General features: G+C 74.5%; 20 protein-coding genes. 7 read left to right on the top strand and 13 right to left on the bottom strand.

Annotated elements, in window-relative coordinates; all coding sequences use genetic code 11:
• Positions 1 to 83 precede the first annotated feature (83 nt).
• The 6 genes from ACF059_RS11105 to ACF059_RS11080 form a co-directional block, all read right to left on the bottom strand.
• On the bottom strand, positions 84 to 1,892 hold the full coding sequence (locus tag ACF059_RS11105) for a hypothetical protein (protein WP_392054531.1): 1,809 nt from the start codon (positions 1,890 to 1,892) through the stop codon (positions 84 to 86).
• Positions 1,889 to 2,986, bottom strand: a complete 1,098-nt coding sequence (locus ACF059_RS11100; RefSeq protein ID WP_392056601.1) for an ATP-binding protein — start codon at positions 2,984 to 2,986, stop codon at positions 1,889 to 1,891. The genes ACF059_RS11105 and ACF059_RS11100 overlap by 4 nt, the downstream gene beginning before the upstream one ends.
• 109 nt (positions 2,987 to 3,095) lie before the next feature.
• The gene (locus ACF059_RS11095; RefSeq protein ID WP_392054528.1) at positions 3,096 to 3,536 is read right to left on the bottom strand and encodes an SRPBCC family protein; all 441 of its coding nucleotides are present in this window, start codon (positions 3,534 to 3,536) and stop codon (positions 3,096 to 3,098) included.
• Positions 3,537 to 3,578: 42 nt separating this feature from the next.
• On the bottom strand, positions 3,579 to 4,991 hold the full coding sequence (locus tag ACF059_RS11090) for an amino acid permease (protein ID WP_392054525.1): 1,413 nt from the start codon (positions 4,989 to 4,991) through the stop codon (positions 3,579 to 3,581).
• A gap of 77 nt (positions 4,992 to 5,068) precedes the next feature.
• Positions 5,069 to 7,312, bottom strand: coding sequence for a phage holin family protein (locus ACF059_RS11085; protein WP_392054522.1), 2,244 nt, complete (start codon positions 7,310 to 7,312; stop codon positions 5,069 to 5,071).
• A 134-nt stretch (positions 7,313 to 7,446) separates the two neighbouring features.
• Positions 7,447 to 7,851, bottom strand: a complete 405-nt coding sequence (locus ACF059_RS11080) for a hypothetical protein (protein ID WP_392054519.1) — start codon at positions 7,849 to 7,851, stop codon at positions 7,447 to 7,449.
• Between the two features lie 119 nt (positions 7,852 to 7,970).
• Between ACF059_RS11080 and ACF059_RS11075 the strand changes: the two genes are divergently transcribed.
• The 5 genes from ACF059_RS11075 to ACF059_RS11055 all read left to right on the top strand — a co-directional run bounded on the left by ACF059_RS11075 (position 7,971) and on the right by ACF059_RS11055 (position 13,065).
• A complete protein-coding gene (locus ACF059_RS11075) occupies positions 7,971 to 8,747 on the top strand; it encodes an MBL fold metallo-hydrolase (protein ID WP_392056598.1) in 777 nt (258 codons plus the stop codon).
• Complete coding sequence (locus ACF059_RS11070) at positions 8,744 to 9,364, top strand: DedA family protein (protein WP_392054516.1); 621 nt, start codon at positions 8,744 to 8,746, stop codon at positions 9,362 to 9,364. Before ACF059_RS11075 ends, ACF059_RS11070 begins: the two co-directional genes overlap by 4 nt.
• A 175-nt stretch (positions 9,365 to 9,539) precedes the next feature.
• Positions 9,540 to 10,718, top strand: coding sequence for a caspase domain-containing protein (locus tag ACF059_RS11065; RefSeq protein ID WP_392054513.1), 1,179 nt, complete (start codon positions 9,540 to 9,542; stop codon positions 10,716 to 10,718).
• On the top strand, positions 10,715 to 12,025 hold the full coding sequence (locus ACF059_RS11060) for a hypothetical protein (RefSeq protein WP_392054510.1): 1,311 nt from the start codon (positions 10,715 to 10,717) through the stop codon (positions 12,023 to 12,025). The genes ACF059_RS11065 and ACF059_RS11060 overlap by 4 nt, the downstream gene beginning before the upstream one ends.
• Positions 12,025 to 13,065, top strand: coding sequence for a ComEC/Rec2 family competence protein (locus tag ACF059_RS11055; RefSeq protein ID WP_392054508.1), 1,041 nt, complete (start codon positions 12,025 to 12,027; stop codon positions 13,063 to 13,065). The genes ACF059_RS11060 and ACF059_RS11055 overlap by 1 nt, the downstream gene beginning before the upstream one ends.
• A 45-nt stretch (positions 13,066 to 13,110) precedes the next feature.
• Here the strand turns inward: ACF059_RS11055 and ACF059_RS11050 are convergent, their stop codons facing one another.
• The 3 genes from ACF059_RS11050 to ACF059_RS11040 form a co-directional block, all read right to left on the bottom strand.
• Positions 13,111 to 14,205 (bottom strand): MBL fold metallo-hydrolase, encoded by a 1,095-nt coding sequence (locus ACF059_RS11050; protein ID WP_392054505.1) that lies wholly within the window; start codon positions 14,203 to 14,205, stop codon positions 13,111 to 13,113.
• A gap of 47 nt (positions 14,206 to 14,252) precedes the next feature.
• The gene (locus ACF059_RS11045) at positions 14,253 to 15,470 is read right to left on the bottom strand and encodes an aminotransferase class I/II-fold pyridoxal phosphate-dependent enzyme (RefSeq protein WP_392054502.1); all 1,218 of its coding nucleotides are present in this window, start codon (positions 15,468 to 15,470) and stop codon (positions 14,253 to 14,255) included.
• A gap of 117 nt (positions 15,471 to 15,587) precedes the next feature.
• Positions 15,588 to 16,163 carry a TIGR03086 family metal-binding protein gene (locus ACF059_RS11040; RefSeq protein ID WP_392054499.1) on the bottom strand — a complete coding sequence of 192 codons (576 nt, stop codon included), beginning with the start codon at positions 16,161 to 16,163 and terminating at the stop codon, positions 15,588 to 15,590.
• A gap of 189 nt (positions 16,164 to 16,352) precedes the next feature.
• Between ACF059_RS11040 and ACF059_RS11035 the strand changes: the two genes are divergently transcribed.
• Both ACF059_RS11035 and ACF059_RS11030 read left to right on the top strand, forming a co-directional pair.
• A complete protein-coding gene (locus ACF059_RS11035) occupies positions 16,353 to 17,174 on the top strand; it encodes a methyltransferase domain-containing protein (protein WP_392054496.1) in 822 nt (273 codons plus the stop codon).
• Between the two features lie 89 nt (positions 17,175 to 17,263).
• Entirely contained in the window at positions 17,264 to 17,806 is a 543-nt protein-coding gene (locus tag ACF059_RS11030) for a hypothetical protein (protein WP_392054493.1), read from the top strand.
• Here the strand turns inward: ACF059_RS11030 and ACF059_RS11025 are convergent.
• Genes ACF059_RS11025 through ACF059_RS11010 form a run of 4 tightly spaced genes read right to left on the bottom strand, consistent with a single transcriptional unit; the run spans position 17,796 to position 22,005 of the window.
• Positions 17,796 to 19,784 (bottom strand): DUF5107 domain-containing protein, encoded by a 1,989-nt coding sequence (locus ACF059_RS11025; RefSeq protein WP_392054490.1) that lies wholly within the window; start codon positions 19,782 to 19,784, stop codon positions 17,796 to 17,798. The two genes, ACF059_RS11030 and ACF059_RS11025, sit on opposite strands and share 11 nt — an antisense overlap.
• Before the next feature lie 58 nt (positions 19,785 to 19,842).
• Positions 19,843 to 20,748: an arginase family protein gene (locus ACF059_RS11020; RefSeq protein ID WP_392054488.1), complete on the bottom strand. Its 906-nt coding sequence runs from the start codon at positions 20,746 to 20,748 to the stop codon at positions 19,843 to 19,845.
• A 25-nt stretch (positions 20,749 to 20,773) separates the two neighbouring features.
• Positions 20,774 to 21,334, bottom strand: a complete 561-nt coding sequence (locus tag ACF059_RS11015) for a GNAT family N-acetyltransferase (RefSeq protein WP_392054485.1) — start codon at positions 21,332 to 21,334, stop codon at positions 20,774 to 20,776.
• Between the two features lie 5 nt (positions 21,335 to 21,339).
• Positions 21,340 to 22,005, bottom strand: a complete 666-nt coding sequence (locus ACF059_RS11010) for a class I SAM-dependent methyltransferase (RefSeq protein WP_392054482.1) — start codon at positions 22,003 to 22,005, stop codon at positions 21,340 to 21,342.
• Positions 22,006 to 22,079: the final 74 nt, after the last annotated feature.

Below are 22,079 nucleotides of genomic sequence, written 5' to 3'. Positions count from 1 at the left end.
ACCCCTTCCAGCACGCCCCTGACCTGCGCTCGCGCGGGCCGGGGGCGTGCTGCGTCGGGCCCAGGCAGCGGTCATGAGGTGGGTCACACCAGCCGGAAGACCGGGCCGCGGGGGGTGAACGGCAGGGAGGCGCCCTGTGGGAGCAGGTAGGCGTGTTCGCGCCGGATGCGCAGGCTGTCGCAGCCACCGTCCGTGATCACCAGGACCGGCGCACCCGGCGGGAAGTCCTCCGCGCGGTGCAGCAGGTCGATGCCCGGTTGCAGGACGGTTCCGCCCCGGCCGCGGACCCGGACGCGGCCCGCGATCTCCGTCGGCGGCAGGTAGCCCGCGTCGTACGGCGCCGCGTCGCAGAAGACGACGCGCGCCGCCGGTACGTCGCGGGCCTGCGCGTACGAGGCGATCGCGCCCAGCGCCTTGCCGAGCAGGGCGGCGTTCATCGATCCCGAGGTGTCGAGGACCACGCCGAAGGTGCAGCGGGCCACCTCCTCGGGCGGGAAGTACCGGCCCGCGCGCGGGATGTCCGGGGTGGAGGCCTGGCGGCGGGCCGGGCGCGCGTAGGACCGTACGGCCACCGGCCGCGGCACGTACGCGTCGAACCAGCGGGCGAGCGCCGCGTCCCACGGCACGGGTGGGTGGGCCAGGGCCCGGATCTCCTGGACGAGCCCGGCGGGCAGCAGGCCGCGCTCCCCCGCCTCGTGCAGGTCGAAGCCCTGGACCAGGCCGCGCCGGTAGAACTCGTCGAGGTCCGTGTACGGGCGCTGCGCGCCGTGCGCGAGCGGCTCGCCCAGGATGTCCCCGGCGCCCTTGCCGCGCAGGGTGGCGAGCCGGCGCATGCGGCGCAGGTCGGTGGCGATCCGGTCGTAGACCTCCTCGACCGAGAGGCCCTGGAGCGAAGCGTCGTACAGCAGGCCCTCCGGCATGCTGCCGACCCGCATCTCCACGAGCCAGCCGTTGACGACGTAGTCGGCGGCGACGTTGTGCAGGTACGGGTCCCGGGCGCCGCGGCGCTCGCCGTGGCGCAGGGCGGCGTGCAGCATCTCGTGCGCCAGGACGAACCGCCATTCCTCGTCGTCGAAGGTCCGCAGCGGGTTGATGTAGATCTCTCCCGCGGTGGCGCTGACGGCGGCGATGGAGATGTTCTGGGCGCGGGCCAGCTCGGCGTCGGCGACGATCTCCAGTCCGGCGGCGAGTCCGCCGAGCAACGGGTAGGAGGAGACGAACCAGTTGAGCGCACGGTCCCACGGGCGCGGGGTGCGGCCCTCGTGGCCGCCGGCCACGGCCATGGTGGCGGAGACGGCCCGGGTGAGGGCGTGCGCGAAGGCGGTCTCCCAGTCGGGGACCGCGCTCGTCGGCGTCCGCCAGCCGACCAGGACCTGGTCGGGGTGGTCCCCGGCGGTGCCGCAGCGCTCGTAGGCGGGCGGGATGCCGTCGCGGCGCCAGCGGGCGGCGAGCAGGTCCTCGTCCCCGCCGGGGTACTCGGCCGGGAGGTGGTCCGGGGCCCGGCCGACGGGGAAGGTCAGCAGGAAGCGGTTGACGACGGCGCAGCGGGCGGCGAGGTCGAACCGGTCGGGCTGGGGGCGGTCCTCCTTCTCGGCCGCCGGGACGTGTCCGAAGCCGAGGTGCAGCAGGGCGTGGGCGAGTGCCCAGGCCCAGGTGCGGGGGTCGGCCCGCCGGGTGGGGTGGACGTGGAGGGTGCCGTTGGACGTGACGGCGACCAGGCCTCCCGCGGGTGTGGCCGCGCATCCGGTCTCGCGGCAGATCTTCGCGTCCACGGCGCCGAGTGCCGGATTCCGTTTGACCAGGGCGAGGCCCTCGGCGAAGGCCTGGGCGGCCGGGTCGGGCTTGGCGGCCTTGGCGGCCTTGGCGGCCTTGGTCCGTGAGGTCCGGCTCATCGGCGGGCCTCGACGAGGCGGGGCATGTCGCGGGCGGCCTCGATCAGGAACCAGGCGGGCAGGACCGGCAGACCGTCGGCGTCGTCGGCGATGACGGTCTGGGCGACCTCGACGGAGATCTCGGCGAGCTGGACGAGGAGGGCCTTGGCCCGGTACGCGGTCTCGCGCAGCCCCGGGGAGACGTGGGCCCGGTCGGCGGGCAGTTCCTTGATCAGCCGTCCCCGGAAGGCGTCGGCCAGGTAGTACAGCAGGTCCCGGTCCTGCGGGCGGCGCGGCCAGTTCGCGTCGCCCTTCATGATCGCCTCGATGCCGAAGGAGTGCCGGACGATCTTGGCGTAGCCGCAGAAGGAAACGGCGTGCGCGGGGGTCAGGGTGCCGTGTGCGATGACCTTGAGGGTCTCCTCGTCCAGTCCGCTGCCGGCTCCGCTGCTGGTTCCCGTTCCGGTTCCGGCGCCGAAGGAGTGGAGGGCGTCGGAGAGCATGTGCCAGGAGCGCGGCGTCGAGAACGGCTCCTCCGTTTTGGGCGGCTGCGACCAGAGGTGGTCGGGGCGGTCGGTGAGGTAGTCGGTGATCCACGGGTGGATGCCGTGTTCGCCGGCCCAGACCAGCCAGTCCTGCGCGGAGGCCGTCAGGTGCACGTGGGTGAGGCGGTTCACCAGGGCCGAGGCGATGGGCCGGGCCAGCGCGTTGTCCGTGGCACGGTTGCCCGCGCCGATGACGATGGAGCCCGCGGGCAGCTCGTAGGAGCCGATGCGGCGGTCGAGGATCAGCGAGTAGAAGGCCTTCTGGACGTCCGGGCTCGCCGCGTTGAGCTCGTCGAGGAAGAGGCAGTACGGCTCGTCGCGGGCGATGGCCTGCGGCGGGCAGAAGACGGACTTGCCGTCACGGATCTGCGGGACTCCGATCAGGTCCTCGGGCGCCAGCTGGGTGCCGAGGAGGCTGACGCACTCCAGGCCGAGGGAGTCGGCGAACTTCCGCACGAGCGAGGACTTGCCGATGCCGGGAGCCCCCCAGAGGAACACGGGCCGCACGGTGGCGAGGCCGAGGAGCAGTTCGGGGATCTGGGCGGGGGTGACGGTGACGGCTGCCTGCACGGGTGGTGTGTTCCTCATGATCGGGTCGTGTGGTGCCGCCCAGTGTGGGCGCACCGCACGACCCGGGGCATCAGGTTTTCCGGCGGGCGGGCACACGCCGACAGCGTGGTCAGGTCTCCAGGAGGTGCTTCAGCTTCTCCTCGCTGCGGGGCATCTCCTTGCGGACCATGGGCTTGACGGCGAGGGGGACCAGGGCCCGGCCCATGCCGTGACCCTCGAAGTCGACGGACAGGGTGACGCGGGAGCGGGCGCCGCCGTCGAGGGGTTCGATGGTGCCCCGTACGTCGGGCCGGACCGGACCGTCGACGCCGTGGAAGTGCCAGCTCCGAGGCGGGTCGAGCTCCGTGACCTCCAGGGTCGAGGGAATCCTGCGCTTGCCGATCTGCCGGGTGACGATGACCCGCGAGCCGATGTGGAGGGGGAGGTCGCCCATGGGAACCGCGGAGACGGCGCTGTCCTGCCACTCCGGCAGGTGCGTGGGGTCCGTGATGTAGGAGTAGACGTCCTCGGGCCTGCGGTCGATGTCGATGGAATTTCTGATCGCGGACATGGCGACCCCTTAGAGCCCCCCTGGCTGGTCTCTCGTTCCACGCTACGCCGCGGGCGGAGCGGCCGCGCGGTGCTTCTTCCCGGCCATCACGGCATATCCGAGGACGCCCGCGAAGAGGAAGAGGACGCCCTGGTAGACGGCCGCGTAGCCGGAGCCGGCGACCAGCCACATCGAGAAGGCGAAGGCCAGGGAGGCGAGGAGGGTGTCGCGCACCAGGCGGCCGCGGTCGACCCGCTCGGAGCGGCCCGAGGCGAGGAAGTAGATCTGCGCGGCGGTGGAGAGCAGGTAGGGGACGGTCGCCGTGAAGGTGGTGACCAGGACCAGGATCTCGAAGAGCCCCTGCGAGCCGCCGCCCTCACCGGGAAAGGCCGAGTTGTACACGGTCAGCGCCGAAGCCAGGACCACCGTGACGATCACCCCGGCCACCGGGACACCGCGCCGCTTCGTCGCGAAGACCTTCGGGAAGAGCCCGTCCCGGGCCGCGGCGTACGGGGTCTGGGCGCTGAGCAGGGTCCAGCCGTTGAGCGCGCCGACCATCGAGATCACGGCGGCGCAGGCGACGAGCGTGCCGCCCCAGGAGCCGCCGGTCCCTCCCCCCGTGGAGAACATGGCGTTGACGGCATCGGAGAAGGGGGCCTGCGAGGAGACCAGCTTCTCGTGCGGGACCAGGCCGAAGACGGCGAGGGTGCCGAGCAGGTAGACGGTGGCGGCGCCCGCGGTGCCCAGGATCGTGGCCCGGCCGACGTTGCGGGCCGGGTCGCGGACCTCGCCCGCGCTGACGGCGGCGGACTCGACGCCCAGGTAGCTGAAGAGCAGGATCGCGGCGGAGGCGGAGACGGCTCCGGCCCCGCTCTGGCCGGTGGCCTGGAAGGGGCCGAGGTTGGCCGGGTCGAAGAAGAAGATCCCGCCGACGGCGACCAGCAGCAGCGGGGCGAACTTCAGGACGGTGGAGACCAGTTGGACGGCCCCCACGTACCGGGTCCCGGCCAGGTTGGCGAGCGCCGGGAGCCACTGCACGGCCAGGGCGGCCAGGCACGTGGACCACGTGTGCCGGCCGATGGCCGGGAAGAACACCGAGAGGTAGCCGACGGCGGCGACGGCGAGCGCCGCGTTGGAGACCCAGGTGGTGATCCAGTAGCTCCAGGCCGCGAGGAAGCCGGCGAAGTCGCCGAAGGCGGCGCGGGCGTAGACGTACGGGCCGCCGGTCTGCGGGTGCCGGTGGGCGAGGCGGCCGAAGACGAGGGCGAGGGCGATCGCGCCGACGGTGAGCACCGCGAAGGCGACGAGGCTGATGGTGCCGAAGGGGGCCACCGAGGCAGGGAGGAGGAAGATCCCGCCGCCGACGATGTTGCCCATGACCAGGCAGGTCGCGACGGGCAGCCCGAAGCGGGCGCCCTGCGGCCGGGGCTCCGCCGGCCTGGAAGTCTCGATGGGCGGGGCTACGGTGCTGGTCATCGGGGGGGGGCGCCTCGGGTCGTCTCACATGCTGGGCAGGTCGACATATGGTCGGCCACCGTGCGAGCGCTACCAAATCAGCGGATTTCGTCCGGCGCGGGCGCCTCCGCGGCAGGAACTATTGCGCCTCCGGCCACCTCGGACCGGGGATCCTGCACCGGTCCGACCTTCACCGGCCCGGCGCCCGACTGCCAGGCCCGCACTGCGGCCCGCCCCGCGGCCCGCTCCGGCTTCGGCTCCGGTTCCGGTTCCGGTTCCGGTTCCGGTTCCGGCCGCCGCCCCACCGGCACCTGCGGCCCGTTCGCCTCGCGCAGCCAGCGGCGCAGCACCCGGTGCACCGCCTCCGCGCCGGCCAGTTCGCCCTCCGGTTCCGACAGCTCCGCGGGCCACATCAGGAACGCCCGGCCCTGCTCCCCGCCCAGACCGCCGTGCGAGCCGATCTGCTCCTCGAAGGCGTGCACCGCGCCCGTGGCCGGGTCGTAGGCCGAGTTCACCATGACGTCGGCCACGTGCGGGAAGCCGTCGGTGCGGCGGACGGCCTCGGCCGCGCCGGGGCCGAAGGGCGCCAGCAACTCCTCGGCCTCCCCCGGGACGTCCAGCCGCGCCACCCTCCCGCCCGGGCCCATCACGACCCCGTCCACCAGCAGGAAGCCCACGCCCGGGTGGTTCGCCAGGGTCGCCAGCAGGGCCGGGTGCGCCCGCTCGATCCACGCGCGCGAGGCCCGGCCCGGTAGGTCCGGGAAGGAGATCAGCCCGAGGTTGCCGGAGGCGAGCACCACGGGGTCGGAGCCCGGCCCCGGGTGGGCCTCCTCGTCCTCCTCCACCGGCCGGTGCAGCGCCGCGAGGACGGCGGCGCGGGCCTCGGCGCCGCTGTGGGTGCGCCCGGCCCGGCGGGAGACCGGCAGGCCGCAGCCCGCCCGGACCAGGTCCTTCAGGGTGAGCCCGTACCGGCCGAGGAAGGTCTCCCCCGGGCTCTGTCCGTGGTCGGAGAGCAGCACGATGCGGTACGCGCGCGGCGCGTGCTCGGCGACCCGGGCGATCAGCGCGAGGCTCCGGTCGAGGCGCTCCAGCACCTGGTCGGTGTCCCGGCCGCGCGGGCCCGAGTGGTGTGCGACCTCGTCGTAGGCGACGAGGTCGGCGTAGACGGCGGCGCGCCCGGCGAGCATGTCGCCGATCACCGCCGCCACGACCACGTCCCGTTCGACGACGGTCGCGAAGGCCCGGATCAGCGGGTACAGCCCGCCGCGCGCCACCCGCGGCCGGTCCCCGCGCATCCGCGCCCGCAGCGACTGGCCGATCTCCCGGACGGCCTCCGCGGTGAAGGACAGGGCCGTGCGGACGGCGTTGGCCGGGTCGCAGAAGTACGCGAAGTAGCCCGCGCGGGACCGGTTCGACCGCCCCCGCCGGGCCGATACCGACAGGACGAGCGCCAGTTGGTCGGCGCCCCCGCTGAACAGGTTGCCGCGGCTGGCCCCGTCGCGGGTGAGCAGCCCGCCGTCTCCGGTGCGCTGGGCGGCGCGCCGCTGGAGCTCGGCGGCGCTGCGGGGCCGGTTGCAGACCATCACCTCCCCGGTCTCCTTCTCGTACCAGCGGAAGGCGGGCACGTCGTAGGTGGAGCCGTGCAGGATGCCGAGCTGGCTGGCGCCGGTCTGGCTCGACCAGTCCGTGCGCCAGGACGTGAGGCGGTGGCTGCGGTCCAGCCAGTCGGCGACGGTCGGCATCACCCCGCCGCGGCACACGTCGCGCAGCACCTCGTACCCGACCCCGTCGAGCTGGAGGAAGACCAGGCCGGGCTCGGCGCCGCCGCCCGCCGGGCCGACGGGTGTGCCGCGCCTGCGGCGGCGCCGGTCGGCGAGCCGGTAGAGGCGACGGCGGTACGCCTCGTCGTCGCGCACCGCGAGTGCGGTGGAGGTCGCCGAGGCCACGGCCGACATGACGGCGGCCACGACCACGGCGGTCTCGGGGGCCGCCGCGCCCCGCCCGGTGGGGATGAGGCTGAGGGCGATGAGCAGGATCGAGCCGTTCAGGAAGAAGACGAGCAGCCCGAGCACCAGGGCGGGCACCAGGAGCAGGGCCCGTACGAGCACGGGCCAGACCAGCGCGCTGAGCAGGCCGAAGGCCCCGGCGCCCCAGGCGGCCGTCAGCCCGATCCGCGTGAGGCTGTCGCCGTTGCCGTCGCCCTGGTCGGACTGGAGGCTGAAGTCCGGCAGGATCCCGGCCAGGGCGAGCATGGTGAGGGTGGACACCGCCCATACGAGGAGCACCCGCAGCAGGGCGCTGCCCGCGCTGCGCCACCGCCCCCGCCACCGTCGCCGCCGCACCCCGCCACCTCCCGCGAGCCCGTTCCGCCCTCCAGGCTCGCACAACCGGCCGCGTACGGGCGGGTCACGGGGACGACGCACGGAGGGGCGGACGGGGCGGGGGCGGGTCGGGGCGGGGCGGGGGCGGGACCGGCTCAGGTGCCGTCGTAGCCGGCGGTGGGCATGGACAGCCTGCGGTGCACTTCGGCCTTCATCGCGGAGGTGTACCGGGGTTCCTCGCCCCCCGCGGTCTCCAGCGGTACGCCGCGCCGCGCGCACTCGGCGGTGAAGTCCTCGACGGAGCGCAGTGCCCGGGCCAGTACCCGCTGGTTGGCAGCGACGAAGAGGTCGACCTGCCCGGCGTCGACGTCGGACCACAGGCCGCAGTGGTCGGCGCGCAGCCCGTAGAGGAGCAGCTGCCTCGTCACGACGTAGCCCCGGTCGGCGGCCCAGCGCGCGCACATGGCGTGCTGGCTGCGGGTGTCCACGGCGAAGGGGTCGGCGTCCAGGTCTTCGAGCGGGGCCAGGCTGGTGATCGCGGCCACGCGCAACTCTTCCATGCCGCCGGACCCTACTCCGATCCGCCGCCCGAGAGGAGGGGGCGGTCCCGGTCGGTTCCCGCCGGATCCCCGGGGCAGCCTCTAGGCTCGTGGACGAGGCGCGAGGGAGGGAGGCCGGGGTGCCGGTGGAGATCACCTGGTGGGGTCATGCCACGTGCACCGTCGAGGACTCCGGGGTCCGGCTGCTGACGGACCCGCTGTTCGCGCGGCGGCTCGCGCATCTGCGGCGCCGGCGTGGCGCGGTGCCGCCGCCCGAGGCCGCGGTGGCGGACGTCGTCCTGGTGTCGCACCTGCACGCCGACCACTTGCACCTGGCCTCGCTGGCGCGGCTCGCTCCCGGTACCCGGCTGCTGGTGCCGCGCGGGGCGCGCCGGGCGGTGCCGGGGCTGGCACGGGTCGCCGGGCTGCGGGGGCTGGCGGTGACGGAGGTGGCCCCGGGCGCGGAGGTCGACGTGGCGGACGGCGTACGGGTACGGGCGGTCAGCGCGCGCCACGACGGGCGGCGGATGCCGTTCGGTCCGCAGCGGGCGCCGGCGCTCGGGTACGTCGTCCAGGGCGCGGCCCGGACCTACTTCGCCGGGGACACCGGGCTGTTCGCGTCGATGGCCGAGGAGGTCGGGCCGGTGGACGTGGCCCTGCTGCCGGTCGGCGGCTGGGGCCCGTACCTCGGGCCGGGACACCTCGACGCGGGACGGGCGGCGCAGGCCCTGGCCGCGCTCGCGCCCGCGGCGGCGGTGCCGGTGCACTACGGCACGTACTGGCCCGTCGGGATGGACGCGGTGCGGCCGCACGAATTCCACGCGCCGGGCGAGGAGTTCGAGCGGCTCGCGCGGCTGCTGGCGCCGAAGGTCACCGTACGGGTGCCCGAGCACGGAGCGCGGGTGCGGCTGCCGTGACGTGGCACGACCTCGCGACGGCAGCCGGACAGGTGCCGGCGGAGACCACCCAGCAGGCCGTGGGATACCCGGCGCTGTTCGTGCTGGTGGCGCTGGGCGCGCTCGTTCCGGTGATTCCGACGGGGGCGCTGGTGAGCTCGGCGGCCGTGGTGGCGTTCCATCATCAGTCCTTGCCCTTCGGGGTGTTGCTGGTGTTCGGAGTGGCCGCGCTGGCGGCCTTCACGGGGGACCTGGCGCTGTACTGGCTGGGGCGGCGCGGGGTGCGCTCGCGGGGTGGTTCGCGGTGGCTGGAGGCGCTGCGCGGCCGTGCCACGCCCGAGCGGCTGGCGCAGGCGCAGGCACGGCTGGACGAGCACGGGGTGCTGGTCCTGGTGCTCTCGCGGTTGGTGCCGGCGGGCCGGATCCCGGTGATGCTGGCCTGTCTGCTGGCCGAGCTGCCGGTACGGCGCTTCGCCCGCGGCGACGCTCCGGCGTGCCTGGCCTGGGCGGCGACGTACGGCCTGATCGGCATCCTGGGCGGCTCGCTCTTCTCGGAGCCGTGGAAGGGCGTGGCCCTGGCGGTCGGCCTGGCCCTTCTGATCAGCGCGGGCCCGGCCGTGTGGCGCCGCCTGCGGTGAAGTGGAGGGGGCTGGGGGCTGGTTGATCGCGCCCCAGCGCCGCCAGGGCCTCGGGCCGGGCGCGGCCCGACGCGGCCGGGCACCGACGGCGCCTCCGAGGGACACATGCCGCATCCCTTTCTATAATGGGAGCAAACCCTCCCACCGGCCTGCCGGTGCGGCACGCGGAGGTCCCATGGCCGCCTTCACCGTTCACCTGGACGAGAACACGGGGCCCGCGGCCACGCACGCGCTCGTCATCGGGGTGGGACGGTACGCGCACCTGGCCGGCGGGACGGCGCCCACGACCCATCCCGGCGCCACGGGCCTGCGGCAGCTGTCGTCGCCGCCGCGCTCGGCGCGTGCGTTCGCGACCTGGTTGATCGACCAGTACCACGACCCGGCGAGGCCGCTGGGGAGCCTGGCCCTGCTGCTGAGCGAGGAGAGCCCCGCGTCCTTCGTCCACCCCCACACGCACGCCGAGCAGTTGGCGCAGCCGGCCACCATCGACAACATCGTGGCCGCGGTCAAGGAGTGGAAGGACCGGGGCGACCACGACGAGGCCCGGCTGGTCTTCTACTTCTGCGGCCACGGCGTCTCTCTGGGCCTGGACACCTCCCTGCTGGCGGCGGACGTCTTCGCCGACGAGGACAGCCCGCTGAACGGCGCGCTGAACTTCGAGGCGCTCAGGCGAGGGCTCAACCGCTGCCGGGCCGGCCAGCAGGTCTTCTTCGTCGACTCCTGCCGCTCCGGCTCCGACACGCTGGTGAGCCAGGTCGGGACGGACACCGTCGGACGGGTCCCGGTGTCCGGGAACATCCGGCCGGAGGGTTTCGTGCCGCGGGAACACGCCGTCCTCTACGCGACCCTGGACGGTGAGGAGTCCTTCGCCCGCGCCGGCCGGCTCAGCCTGTTCACCGACGCGCTGCTGCGCAGTTTCGACGGCTCGGCGAGCGAGAACACGGAGGGCCAGGTGTGGCGGGTGACCACCGGCACCCTGATCCACGCGGTCTTCCGCTTCATGGCGGAGCGTCCCTTCGCGGGCAGCCTCGCGAAGGCCCAGGTACCGGTGAGCTCCGAGTCGGTCGACTTCGGCTTCCACGAGCTGCGGGGCGACCCGGTCGTCCCCGTGTACATCGGCTGCAAGGACCCCGAGGACAACGCGCGCGCCGAGTTCGTCTGCCGCCATCCCCAGCAGGAGGAACGGCGCCGGCCGCCGCCCCCCGCCGGCGAGGAGCCCGACCTCGGCGAGTGGGCCCTCTTCCTGCCGTTCGGGCGTTACGAGGTCGAGGCCGTCCTCGGGCCGGAAGACGTGCGCAGGCAGGAACTGGACGCCCGCCCGCCGATGTTCCGCGTCGGACTGGCCCGGCTATGAGCGCCGGCGCCACGCTCGCCGTCCGGCTCTTCCTCTCCTCCGCCGGGGAAGCCAACGACGCGGTCATCGTCGGGGACATCCGCCCGGCCGGCCTCGACGGCACGGAGCAGCACGACATCCTGATCCCCTGCGGGAGTTCGCCCGAGCCCACCTCGTACGCGGTGACGCCCGGGCGCTATCTCGTGACGGCGGCCCTGCCGTCCGGACTGGTGCTGACCGAGAACGTCACGGCCGTGGCGGGCCGGCGGACCGCGGTGGACTTCGTCATGACGGACTCGCCGTACGAGACGCACTCCTGGCAGTACCTCATGGGCAACATCGAGCCCGGCCGGGTCTACCACGGACCCGCCCCGATCCCGCTGGCCGAGTCGGTGGCCTCGCGGTCGATGGTGGCCGCCGCCGCCGGGCCGGACGGGGTCGTCCCGGACACGGCCGTCGACCTGGCCGCGCTCGCCACCTGGATCGGTGACGCCGAGCCCGCGAGCTGCTCCTTCGCCTCGGTCCTGGCCCTGCGGCAGCAGCCGACCGGGCAGGGGGTCGTCCAGGCCCTCGCCCGGGGCGAACCGCAGGTCCTGCCGGCGCCCGACGTGCGCGGCGGGGCGCTCGCGCCGCTCTACCGGTTCGGCCCGCACGGCCCCCTCCACGCCCCCGGCGGACCCGTGGGCGAGCGGCAGTTCCTGGTCGTGGAGGCCGCCGGATCCCTGCGCCTGGTCACGCTGCCCCTGCCCTGGGGCGCCGCCGAGGTCGAGGTCCTGGTCAATCTGCGCCAGAGCCCGACCGGCAGCGCCGTCGCCGTGACCGTGCGCGACCCCGTGGCCGGCGCCGGGCTCGCGTACATGTCCCAGGGCGCCCTGGACAGCGCGGCCCGGCTCTTCGCCGGCCTCGGGACCGAGACCGGGGAGACGCCCGGCGCCGCGCCCGCCCACCCGCTCGCGACGGCGGCCGCCTGCTACGTCCTGCTCGGCACGGACCGCTCGCCGGGCGAGACGTACTGGGACGCGTGGCTGGAGGCCCTGGCCGAGGGCTTCCCCGGGCTCAGCGACGGGGCGATCCTGCGGGCGGTGCGGACGCTGCGCCGGGCCTCGGCCCCGCCCCAGCTGCGGGAGGCCCGCGACCGGCTGATCGAGGCCTTCGAGCGCGGCGTGCCCCTCTACACCCTCGGGCTCGCCTGGCTCGTCGACGGGCTGTCCGCCTTCCCCGACGACCCCGAGTGCCGACGCCGGCTCGACGAGGTGCGCCGCCTGTCCTGGCTGGCCGACATGCGCGAGCCGTTCCTGATTCTCGACCTGAGGCAAGGGAGTACGTGATGATCCGGCTCAGGATGCTGCCCGCCGAGGACGGCGACTGCCTGCTCCTCGAATACGGCAACGAGGAGTTCGTCCGGCGGATCCTCGTCGACGGCGGACGGAGGGGCACCTACCAACGGATCAAGCCGCTGCTCGCCGGGCTGGACGGCCTGATCGACGTGTTCGTGGTGACCCATGTCGACCAGGACCACATCCTCGGTGCGCTCGCGCTGCTCGAAGACCGGGACCGCACGGTGGAGTTCGGGGACGTGTGGTTCAACGGCTTCGACCACCTCCACGACCGCGAGGTGCTCGGCGCGCCGGAGGGCGAACGGCTCACCACCGCGCTCATCACCCAGGACCTGCCCTGGAACAAGGCCTTCGACGGCCGCAGCATCGAAGTGGACCATCCACTGACCTGGTTCGACGACGGGTCCACGATGGAGGTGCTGGCGCCGGACCGCCACTTGCTGGAGTCCCTGATCACCACATGGCGCAAGAAGGCCGAGGAAGCCGGGCTGATCCCGGGCGTCGACCCGATGGAGCGGGAACCGGTGGGCGCGATCGAGCACTTCGGCACGGTCGACGTCGACGCGCTGGCCGCACTGCCCTTCAAGAAGGACGGTTCGCCGACCAACCCGACCAGCATCGGCCTGCTCTTCGAGTTCGAGGGGACCCGCATCGTCCTGACCGGCGACGCGGACGACCCGCGCCTGGTGGCCTCGGTCCGGCCGCGCGCGGAGGCGGAGGGCGGACGGCTGCGGATCGACGCCCTCAAGGTCGCCCACCACGGCAGCGCCAAGAACCTGTCGAACGACCTCCTGCGTCTGCTCGACTGCGGACGCTATCTCATCTCCACCAACGGCCAGGTCCACGGCCACCCCGACGACATCGCCATCGCACGGATCCTCAAGAACGGCGGGGACACGAAGGAGCTCTTCTTCAACTACCGCCAGCGTGCGGAGGTCTGGGAGGACGAGGGCCTGCAGGAACAGTTCGGGTACAGCGTGGTGAAGCCGGCGTCGCAGGCGGAGGACGGATTCGTCACCGTGGAGTTCTGAAGGACCGCAGCTCTGAAGGACCGCAGCCGCGAGCCCAGCCCGCGCTCAGGTCAGCGTGCGCGAGGCCCCGACCGGGAGGTCCCAGAGGTCTTCGCGGGGCAGCCCCGCGCGCGACCAGGCGGCCCGGACCCGGTGCAGGGGCTCCATGACCGGTTCGGCGGACAGGACGAAGGTGGCCCAGTGCATGGGGGCCATCCGGCGGGCCCCGAGGTCCAGGCAGGCCCGGACGGCTTCCTCCGGATCGGCGTGGACGTCGCTGAGCCACCAGCGCGGGGCGTAGGCGCCGATCGGCAGGAGGGCGAGGTCGATGCCCGGGTGGCGGGCCCCGATCTCCGCGAACCAGTGTCCGTAGCCGGTATCGCCCGCGAAGTAGACCTTCCGCGGGGTCGGGCTCAGGGTGTCGGTGAGGATCCAGCCGCCCCACAGGGACCGGCAGGTGTCGATCAGGGACCGCTTGGACCAGTGGTGGGCCGGGACGAACTCGAAGCGTACGCCGCCCAGTTCGGCCGACTCCCACCAGTCGAGGTCGGTGACCGAGGTGAAGCCGCGGCGGCGGAACCAGCCGGCGAGCCCGGCCGGGACGAAGAGGGGCGTGTGCCGCGGCAGCCGCTTGACGGTGGGGGCGTCGAGGTGGTCGTAGTGGTTGTGGCTGATCACCACCGCGTCCACCGGGGGCAGGTCCTCCCAGCGGACCCCGACGGGCGTCATCCGGCTCGGGGTGCCGAGGATCCGCCGCGACCAGACGGGGTCGGTCAGTACGGTCAGCCCGCCGGTCCGCAGCACCCAACTGGCGTGCCCGGCCCAGGTCACGCAGACACTGCCGGGGGCGGCGGCGGGCAGCGGGCCGGGCTCGTACGGCAGGTCGGGGATGCCGCGCAGTCCCTCGGGTCCGGGCCGGAAGGCGCCCTCACGGGCGAGCCGGGCGAAGGAGCGGACGCCGGGCAGCGGTGTGGTCAGCCGGTCGGCGAAGGAGCCGGGCCAGCGCCGGTGCGCGCCGAGCGGGCGCGGGGCTGACGGGCCCTCGGGCTGCCGCGCCGAGGGGGAGGCGGAGGGGGAGGGCGAGGGCGCGGGACGCCGGTCGCCGGGGGGTCGTACGGGCGCCGTCGGGGCGGGGGCTGGGGCGTCCGTCCGGTCCCTCATCGGGAGTTCTCCTTTCAGCGGGGGCGGTCGGTCATTGGGGAGGCCCGTCAGGCCAGCCCGGTCAGGATCGATCCGAGGTGCTCCAGGGCGCCGCGTACGTGCGGGAGCGCGAGCGGATCGCGGGCGGTGAGCGCGGCCAGCCGCTCCTGCGGGGTGGCGCCCAGCAGCGGCCCGGTGGACAACCGCACGCGCAGCGCGCCCAATTCGTCCGCGAAGCGCTGCCCGCCGGGTGTGGGCGCACCCAGCCGGGGGCCGAGCCAGTCCTCCAGTTCCATGGCGTCGCCCACCCCGTGCCGGGCCAGTCCGGCGCGCAGCGGGGAGAGGTCGGCGTAGAGGTGCCGGCCGGCCTGCGGCGGCAGGGCCATGGCTCCGGCCGCGAGGAGTACGTGGTGTGCGGCGGCGGCCACCACGCCGTGCAGGGAGGCGGCGGCGCAGGCGCGGGCGGCGACGGCGTCGGGCTCGTCCAGGGCGTGCGCGGCGGCCGCCGCGACGGGTCCGGCGACCATCGCCCCGGTGGCGGTGAGCACGTCCAGGGTGCGGGCCCGCAGCCAGGTCCCGCGCGCGGTGTCGGGGAAGCGGACCACGGCGGCGGGCCACCCGGCGGGCAGCAGCGCGCCGGACAGGTCGACGAGGACGGCCACCTCGTCGGGGAGCATCTCGGCCGGGCTCAGGACCAGGGTGTCGTGCGGCCGGTGGACGGTGTCGCGCCAGGTCTCGTCGCTGACCACGAACAGCCCGGCCGACCCGGCGGCCTCGCAGGCCTCGCGCAGCTGCTCCGGCGGCGGCACGGTCGCGGTCGGGTCGTCGGCGACGGACAGCAGCAGCACCCGGGGGTCGCCGCCCTCGGCGCGCACCCGTCGCACGGTCTCCAGCAGGGCGTAGGGGTCCGGTACGCCGCCGCACTCGGCCGGGGTCGGCACGTGGTAGGCGCGCCGTCCCAGCAGGCGGACCTGCGGCGTCCACCACGCGGGGCAGGGCCTGGGCAGCAGCACGTCGCCCCCGTACGCGCCCAGCAGGGCGAGGAGCAGCGCGGGGGCTCCGGGGCCGGCGGCCACGCTCGCGGGGGAGGTGTCGAGGCCGCGCCGCCCCCAGTGGCGGCAGGCGGCCTCGCGGACGGGCTCCCCGCCACCCGCGGGTTCGGCGGCCGAGCGGCCCGCGCCGGCGGCGAGTACGGAGATCAGCTCGGGCAGGACGGGCAGACCCGGCTGCGGTGCGGGTGGGCCGTACCGGACCGGACCGCGGCCTTCCGCCGCCGTGCGCTGCATCCCCGCCACCGTGTCCCCTTCCCCGCGACCTCACCCAACGCTGCCTTTATACGATTATTGAGCCCGATATGCCTGTTCTCCAGCGCAGGTCAGCCGGCGCAGATCAGCCAGCCCCGGTCAGCCCCGCCTGCCCAGCAGTGCGAGGAGCCTCGTCTGCGCGTCGGCGCCCGCCGGGACCTCCAGCGCCTCGGCGTACGCACCACTGGCCGCGAGCGAGTCGGCGTACGGCATGACCTCCTTGATGGAGAACTCGACGAGGCCGTCCGGCAGCCGGTCATCGGCCCCGATGCCCCGCGCGAGGTCCCAGGCGTGCACGACGCAGTCGGCCGTCAGCTCCGAGCAGTACGCCCGCCCGAGCGCGGGGCCGTAGGAGAGCCGCACGGTGCGTTCCAGCGCGCCGGGCTCGGCGAAGGCGGCGTGCGAGGCGGCCGCGGCGGCGTCCCAGGCGGCGACCGGGTCCTCACCCAGCACGTCCCCGGAGAGCGCGTCGCCGACCTCCTCGACGGTGCGGCCCTCGGTGACCAGCGGCGGGATCCACAGTTGCTCCCCGGTGACGTGATTGACCAGGTCCCGTACGTTCCACTCCGCGCACGGGGTCGGCGCGTCCCACTGGTCGTCCTTGACGGCGCGCACGTACGCGCCGAAGAGCCGCAGCGCCTCGGCGTGCCGTTCGAGCAGCGCGTCCTCCGGCATGGCCCTCACCGTCCTTCACCGCGGGCTCTTCCCCTGCTGCCACTCTCCTCGCACCCGCGTCCCCCTGCCACCGACCCCGCCAACCCCCTTGCATCACAAGGAGCGTGTCCACATGTCAAAACGCCGGTCTCGCATCGCGAACTGATCGCTTACGGTGGGACCAACGCTTCGACGAGGAGGGGTCAGACCATGAACGCCGCCAAGGAGACCGCCGTCTACACCCACGGCCACCACGAATCGGTACTGCGCTCGCACCGCTGGCGCACCGCCGAGAACTCGGCCGCGTACCTGATCGGCGCACTGCGCCCGGGGATGTCGGTCCTGGACGTCGGCTGCGGCCCGGGCACGATCACCGCCGACCTGGCGGAGCTGGTCGCGCCCGGCGGCCACGTCACGGCGGTCGACGCGGCGCAGGACGTCGTGGAGCAGGCCCGCGCCCACGCGGCGGAACGCGGCCTGAGCGCGGCGATCACCTTCCGCACGGCGGACGTCCACGCGCTGGACTTCCCGGACGACTCCTTCGACGTGGTCCACGCCCATCAGGTCCTGCAGCACGTCGGCGACCCCGTACGGGCGCTGCGCGAGATGCGGCGCGTGTGCCGCCCGGGCGGGATCGTGGCCGCGCGCGACGCCGACTACGCGGCAATGACCTGGTACCCGCACTCGGCGGGCCTGGACGACTGGCTGGACCTGTACCGGCGGGTCGCCCGCGCCAACGGCGGCGAACCGGACGCGGGCCGTCGGCTGCGCTCCTGGGCCCGGGCGGCCGGCTTCACCGACGTGACCTGCTCCGCCACGTCCTGGTGCTTCTCCACCCCGGAGGAGATCGCCTGGTGGACGGGTCTGTGGGCGGACCGCACGGGGGCCTCCGCCTACGCGACCGTCGCCACCGGCGGCGGCCACGCCACGGCCGGGGACCTGGCCGCCGTCGCCGAGGCCTGGCACGCCTGGGGCGCGGAGCCCGACGCCTGGTTCTCGGTCCTGAACGCCGAGGTCCTGTGCCGGGCCTGACTCCGGGCAGCCGCCGTGCGGAGGCGATCACGGCTTGATATAGCGTGCACGCGTCAATCTTTACCGCACGCTTACTGGGGGAACGCCCTATGACCCACCCACCGCAGCAGGGCCCCGGCCCGTACGGCCAGCAGCCGCAGGGATACCCGCCCCAGCCGGGATACGGGCAGCCGCAGCAGCCCGGGTGGGGGCAGCCGCAGCAGCAGGCTCAGCCGCCGTACGGCGCCGCGCCGCAACCGCAGGGTTTCCCGCCCCAGCAGCAGTGGTCCGCTCCCCCGGCGCCGCCGGCCCGCAGCGGGGGCCTGGGCGTCATGAAGACCCTCAAGATCATCGGTGTCGTGATCGCCCTCGTCGTCGTCGCGGTGGGCTACTTCCTGAGCCGCGACGACGCGGACCAGGCCAAGGTCGGCGACTGTCTCAAGAACAACGGCACCACGATCTCCCCCGACCTCCAGGTCGTCACGTGCGGCGGCACCGAGGCCGAGTACAAGGTGGTCCAGGTGCACAAGGACACGCTGGACACCTCCAAGTGCCAGGGCACGGCGGACATCGGCTACCAGGAGCAGAGCGGCGGGTCGCGGCGCCGGTCCGGCAACCAGTTCGTGCTCTGCATCGACAGGATCAAGAAGTAGGCGGGCGCATGCGGAAGTCGTAGTGCGGCGGCAGCGGGCGGTCGGTGAGGGCGGACCAGACCTCGGACAGGACCTCCTCACCCTCCCTCAGGTCCGGGAGTTCGAAGCCGTCCTCGAAGACCCGCCGGGCCGCCGCCACATGGCCCTCCGCCGCCAGCAACCGCGCCGCGAGCAGCCGCATCCGGCCCTCCTCGCGCAGGGCGGGCCGCAGCCGGTCCCAGACGGCGCGGGCCTGCGGCAGCCGGCCGGCGTCGAGGAGGGCCGCCATCGCCTCCCGGCCGAGCGCCGCCTCCGCGGCCGTCCACAGTTCGCCGCCCCGGCTCTCGCCCGCCAGGTCCTCGAAGGCCGCCGCATACCCGTCGGCCGCCCGCTCCGGATCACCGGCCAGGGCGTCCGCCACCGCCAGGCAGCGCAGCAGCGGCCAGCGCGAAGGGGCGAGCGCCAGCCCGCGCTCCCAGCTGCGCACCGCCTGGGCCACATCGCCGGCGTGCCACTGGGCGACCCCCAGGTGGTACTCGGTCAGCGGATCCGCCGGGGCGGTCTCCAGCATGTCCCGCCAGTGCGCGGCGACCAGGCTCGGCCCCGGCGGGGCCGCCCGGCGCGGGGCGGGGAAGACGCCCGTGCGCCACAGCTCCAGCCACGGCTCCTGCTCCTCGCCGAGCGCGGACTCCTCGAAGGGCGTGCCCGGCAGCTCGAACCCCCCGCACAGCACCTCCAGCGTGCCCCAGCCCGAGCCCACCGCCAGCCGCTCCCCCGGCTCGGCGTCGGCCGCGCCGGCGCGCCACGCCGCGTACGCCGCCTCCACCCGGTCGGCCGGGAGCGCCCGCGCCAGGGCGTCCTGCGCCGCGGCGCGGGCCGCGGCCCAGTCCTCGCCGTGTACCGCGGCGGGCTCCGCGGCCAGCGGCCCGTACGCCTCCAGCCAGCTGAACTCCGCCCCGCCCTCCAGCCGTACGTGCTCCAGCTGGGTCGTGGCCAGGCCCGCCTGGATCTCCGCGTAGCCGCCCGTGCCCGGCTCGGTCAGCCACTCCTGCCAGCGCCGGCCGCCACCGCCCGAGCCCCACACGAACAGCTTGCGCCCGCTCAGCCGCCCCGTGGAGGTCTGTACGAGCCCCCGCCCCTCCGCGTCCAGCGAGGCGATCCAGGGCCGGGCCGCGTCCTGCACCTCGTAGAAGAAGTCGGCCGGGTACTCGCTGCGCAGGGGGTACGTACGGTCCGCGCCCTCCCAGCGCGGTACGGGGACGCGGCGCAGCGCGCGCTCGTAGCCGAAGTGCCAGGCCTGGTCCGCGGGGGCGAGCACGCGCGTGCCCGCGTCCTCCGGGACGGCGGTGTTCGACCACCAGTACACGGGCGCGGGCCGCTCGTGCGGATTGCGCACGCGGACGCCGACGTAGAGGAACTCCGAGTCCTCCGGCAGCCACAGGTCCACCTGGAAGGGCAGGTCGCGCAGCCGTTCCCACTCCCACAGCCGGACCATCACGCCGCCGTCCGGTGCGGGGACGAGCGCGGCGTGCAACGGGGCGCAGGACAAGGTGGTGTGGCCGGTCGCGCCCGTGTTCCATTCGATGCCGCCGGAGAACCAGGCCCCGTTCAGGGCGAAGTGGGCGGGCTGGAACACCGGGTTGCGGTAGAGGAGTTCCCGCCCGGTCGGCAGGTGCACGAGCGAGTGGACGCGCCCGCCGAGCTCCGGCAGCACGGTGACCCGCAGGTGCTCGTTCTCGATGACGATCGACGCGAACTCCTGCTCCGAGCGCTCCCGCCGGTACCCGTCGCGGATCCGGACGGGCAGCAGCGAGCGCAGCGGCTCGTAGCCGATCTGGCGCGCCATGCCGCGCGGCATCCCGTCGCGGGAGCTCTCGGCCGGGCCCCCCGGCCCGACGGCGTGGACGCCGTCGGGCGCGCGCAGGGCGGGCAGCGGGTTCTCGGAGCCCAACGGGGCTGCGGGAAGGGTCAGTACGGCGCGGCGGACGGTGGTGGCCATGAGGAAAGGGAACACGCCCCGGCGGCCTCTGCACAGGGGTTCGGCGGATCACCACCGGTCAGGATGACGCGAAGGCCCCCGCCACCAGGTCGGAGAGCAGGGCTCCCGCACGTCCGTCCGGGTCCAGGTCCGGGTCGTAGATCGTGACGTTGATCCCGACGCAGCGCGGGGAGCTCACCAGCACCGCCAGCAGTTCCGCCAGTTCGTCGGGGACCAGGCCGCCGGGGTCGGGGCTGTCGACGGCCGGCATGACGCTCGGGTCCAGGACGTCGGCGTCCAGGTGCACCCAGAATCCGGCGGTGGCCGGCGGGTGCAGCCCGTCCAGTGCGAGGCGCGCGACCGGCCCGGCGCCGCGGTCGCGGATCCCGCCGACGGTGGCAGTGAAGATCCCGGCCGCGCGCAGCTCCGGGAGGTCCGGATCGCCGTCCCGGACCCCGAAGAGCCGTACGTCCTCGTCGCGCAGGTACGGCGAGAGGCCCTCCAGGTCGGCGAGTTCGGGCTGGCCGCGCCCGGTGGAGAGGGCCAGCTCCTCGCCGCCGACGGCGCCGACGGGCCCGTTCACGGCTTCGTTGCCGGGGTGGCGGAAGTCGGCGGAGCCGTCGATCGCGGCGAGCCCGTACCGCCCGAGCCGGCGCATGGCGAGGGCGGCGCCGAGCTGGATCGAGCAGTCCCCGCCGAGCACGACGGGGAACTCCCCGGCTCTCAGGTGCCGTTCGATCCGGTCGGCGAGGGTGACGGTGTACGCGGCGATGGCGTCGGCGTGGAAGACGCCGTCGCCCTCCTTCCAGTCGCCGCGGTCGTAGCGCGGCGGGACGACCACCCCGCCCTCGCGCGCGCCGAGCCGGGCCAGCAGGCCCTGTTCGCGCAGGGCCCCGGCGAGCTTGTAGACGCCGGGTACGGTACCGGGCGCGGGCGGACGCAGGCCGAGGTTGGACGGGGCGTCGAGCAGTACGAGGCTTCGCATGCTCCCATCCTGTTCCACTCGCCTGCTAGGCGCGCGGCATTTCGGCCGTGATCGCCCACCGTTCGTGGTCGCGCCAGGCGCCGTCGACGTGGAGGAAGTCCGGGGAGAGGCCCTCCCGGCGGAAGCCCGAGCCGCGGACCAGCGCGATCGAAGCGGCGTTGGCGGGCTGGATGTTGGCCTCCAGGCGGTGCAGTGCGAGGCCGCCCTCGGCGGCCGGGGCGAAGGCGTGGGCGAGGACGAGCCCGAGGGCTTCGCGCATCAGTCCGCGTCCGGCGGCGTGCGCGAAGGCACCGTAGCCGAGGGCTCCGCACTGGAAGGCGCGGCGCACGATGTTGTTGACGTTGACGAACCCGGCCAGCGCCCCGGTGCCGAGCTCGCACACGAGGAACCCCGCCCGGACGTCCCCCTCGGCGAGCCGGGCCGCGTAGGGCTCGTACTCCTCGATCGTGGCGGGCGGGGAGAGCCAGGGGTGGTGCAGGCGCCGGCTCTCGCGCACGCGCGCGGTGAACTCGGGGCCGTCGGCGAGCCGGAAGGGCCGCAGGCCCACCCGTACACCCTGGCGCAGGTGGTTCGAAGACGTCGTCACGGCTCTCAGGGCTCCGGGTTCCGGTCGGCGGGGGCGGTCGGGTGCGGGAGGCGGGCCAGCACGTGGGCGTCGAGGAAGCCCCGCTCGGAGGCCGGGTCGTGGAGCAGCCGGGCGAAGGGGACGAGCCCGGCCCCGGTCAGCAGCGCGGCGAACCGGTCCACCGGCCAGCTGTAGGCGGGCGTCACCTTGTGGTCGAAGCGGACCGGCTCCGGTCCCTCGGTCGCGAAGAACGAGACCAGGAGCAGACCGCCCGGCGCCAGGACGCGCACCTGCTCGGCGAGGAGGGCGGGCAGTTCCGCGGGCGGGGTGTGGATCATCGAGTAGTGGGCCAGTACGCCGCCGAGCGCGCGGTCCCCGACGGGCAGGGCCTCCATCCTCGCCTCCTCGAACCGCAGCGCCGGATGGGCCCGCCGGGCGTGGCCGATCATGCCCGGAGAGAGGTCGAGCCCGAAGGCGTCCAGCCCGAACTCGCCCAGCAGGGCGGTCAGATGCCCGGGCCCGCAGCCGACGTCGGCGGCCCGCCGGTTCCCCGTCGCGCGCACCAGCTCGGCGAACGTGGTGATCATGGCCCGCGCGAACGGCTGGGTCTCCAGCCGGTCGGCGAACAACGACGCGTACAGCTCGACGACCCCGTCGTAGGCCGCCCTGGTCTCCTCCTGGTGCTCGCTCACGGAAGGGAAGCTAACATCCGCGTCCGTTCACATGATCACGGGACGGGCGCGGGGCTGTGGCATCATCCCGGTGG

The sequence above is a fragment of the Streptomyces sp. NPDC016562 genome (assembly GCF_043076955.1).
Taxonomy (GTDB): Bacteria; Actinomycetota; Actinomycetes; order Streptomycetales; family Streptomycetaceae; genus Streptomyces.
This window is presented reverse-complemented; position numbering and strand designations above follow the sequence as displayed.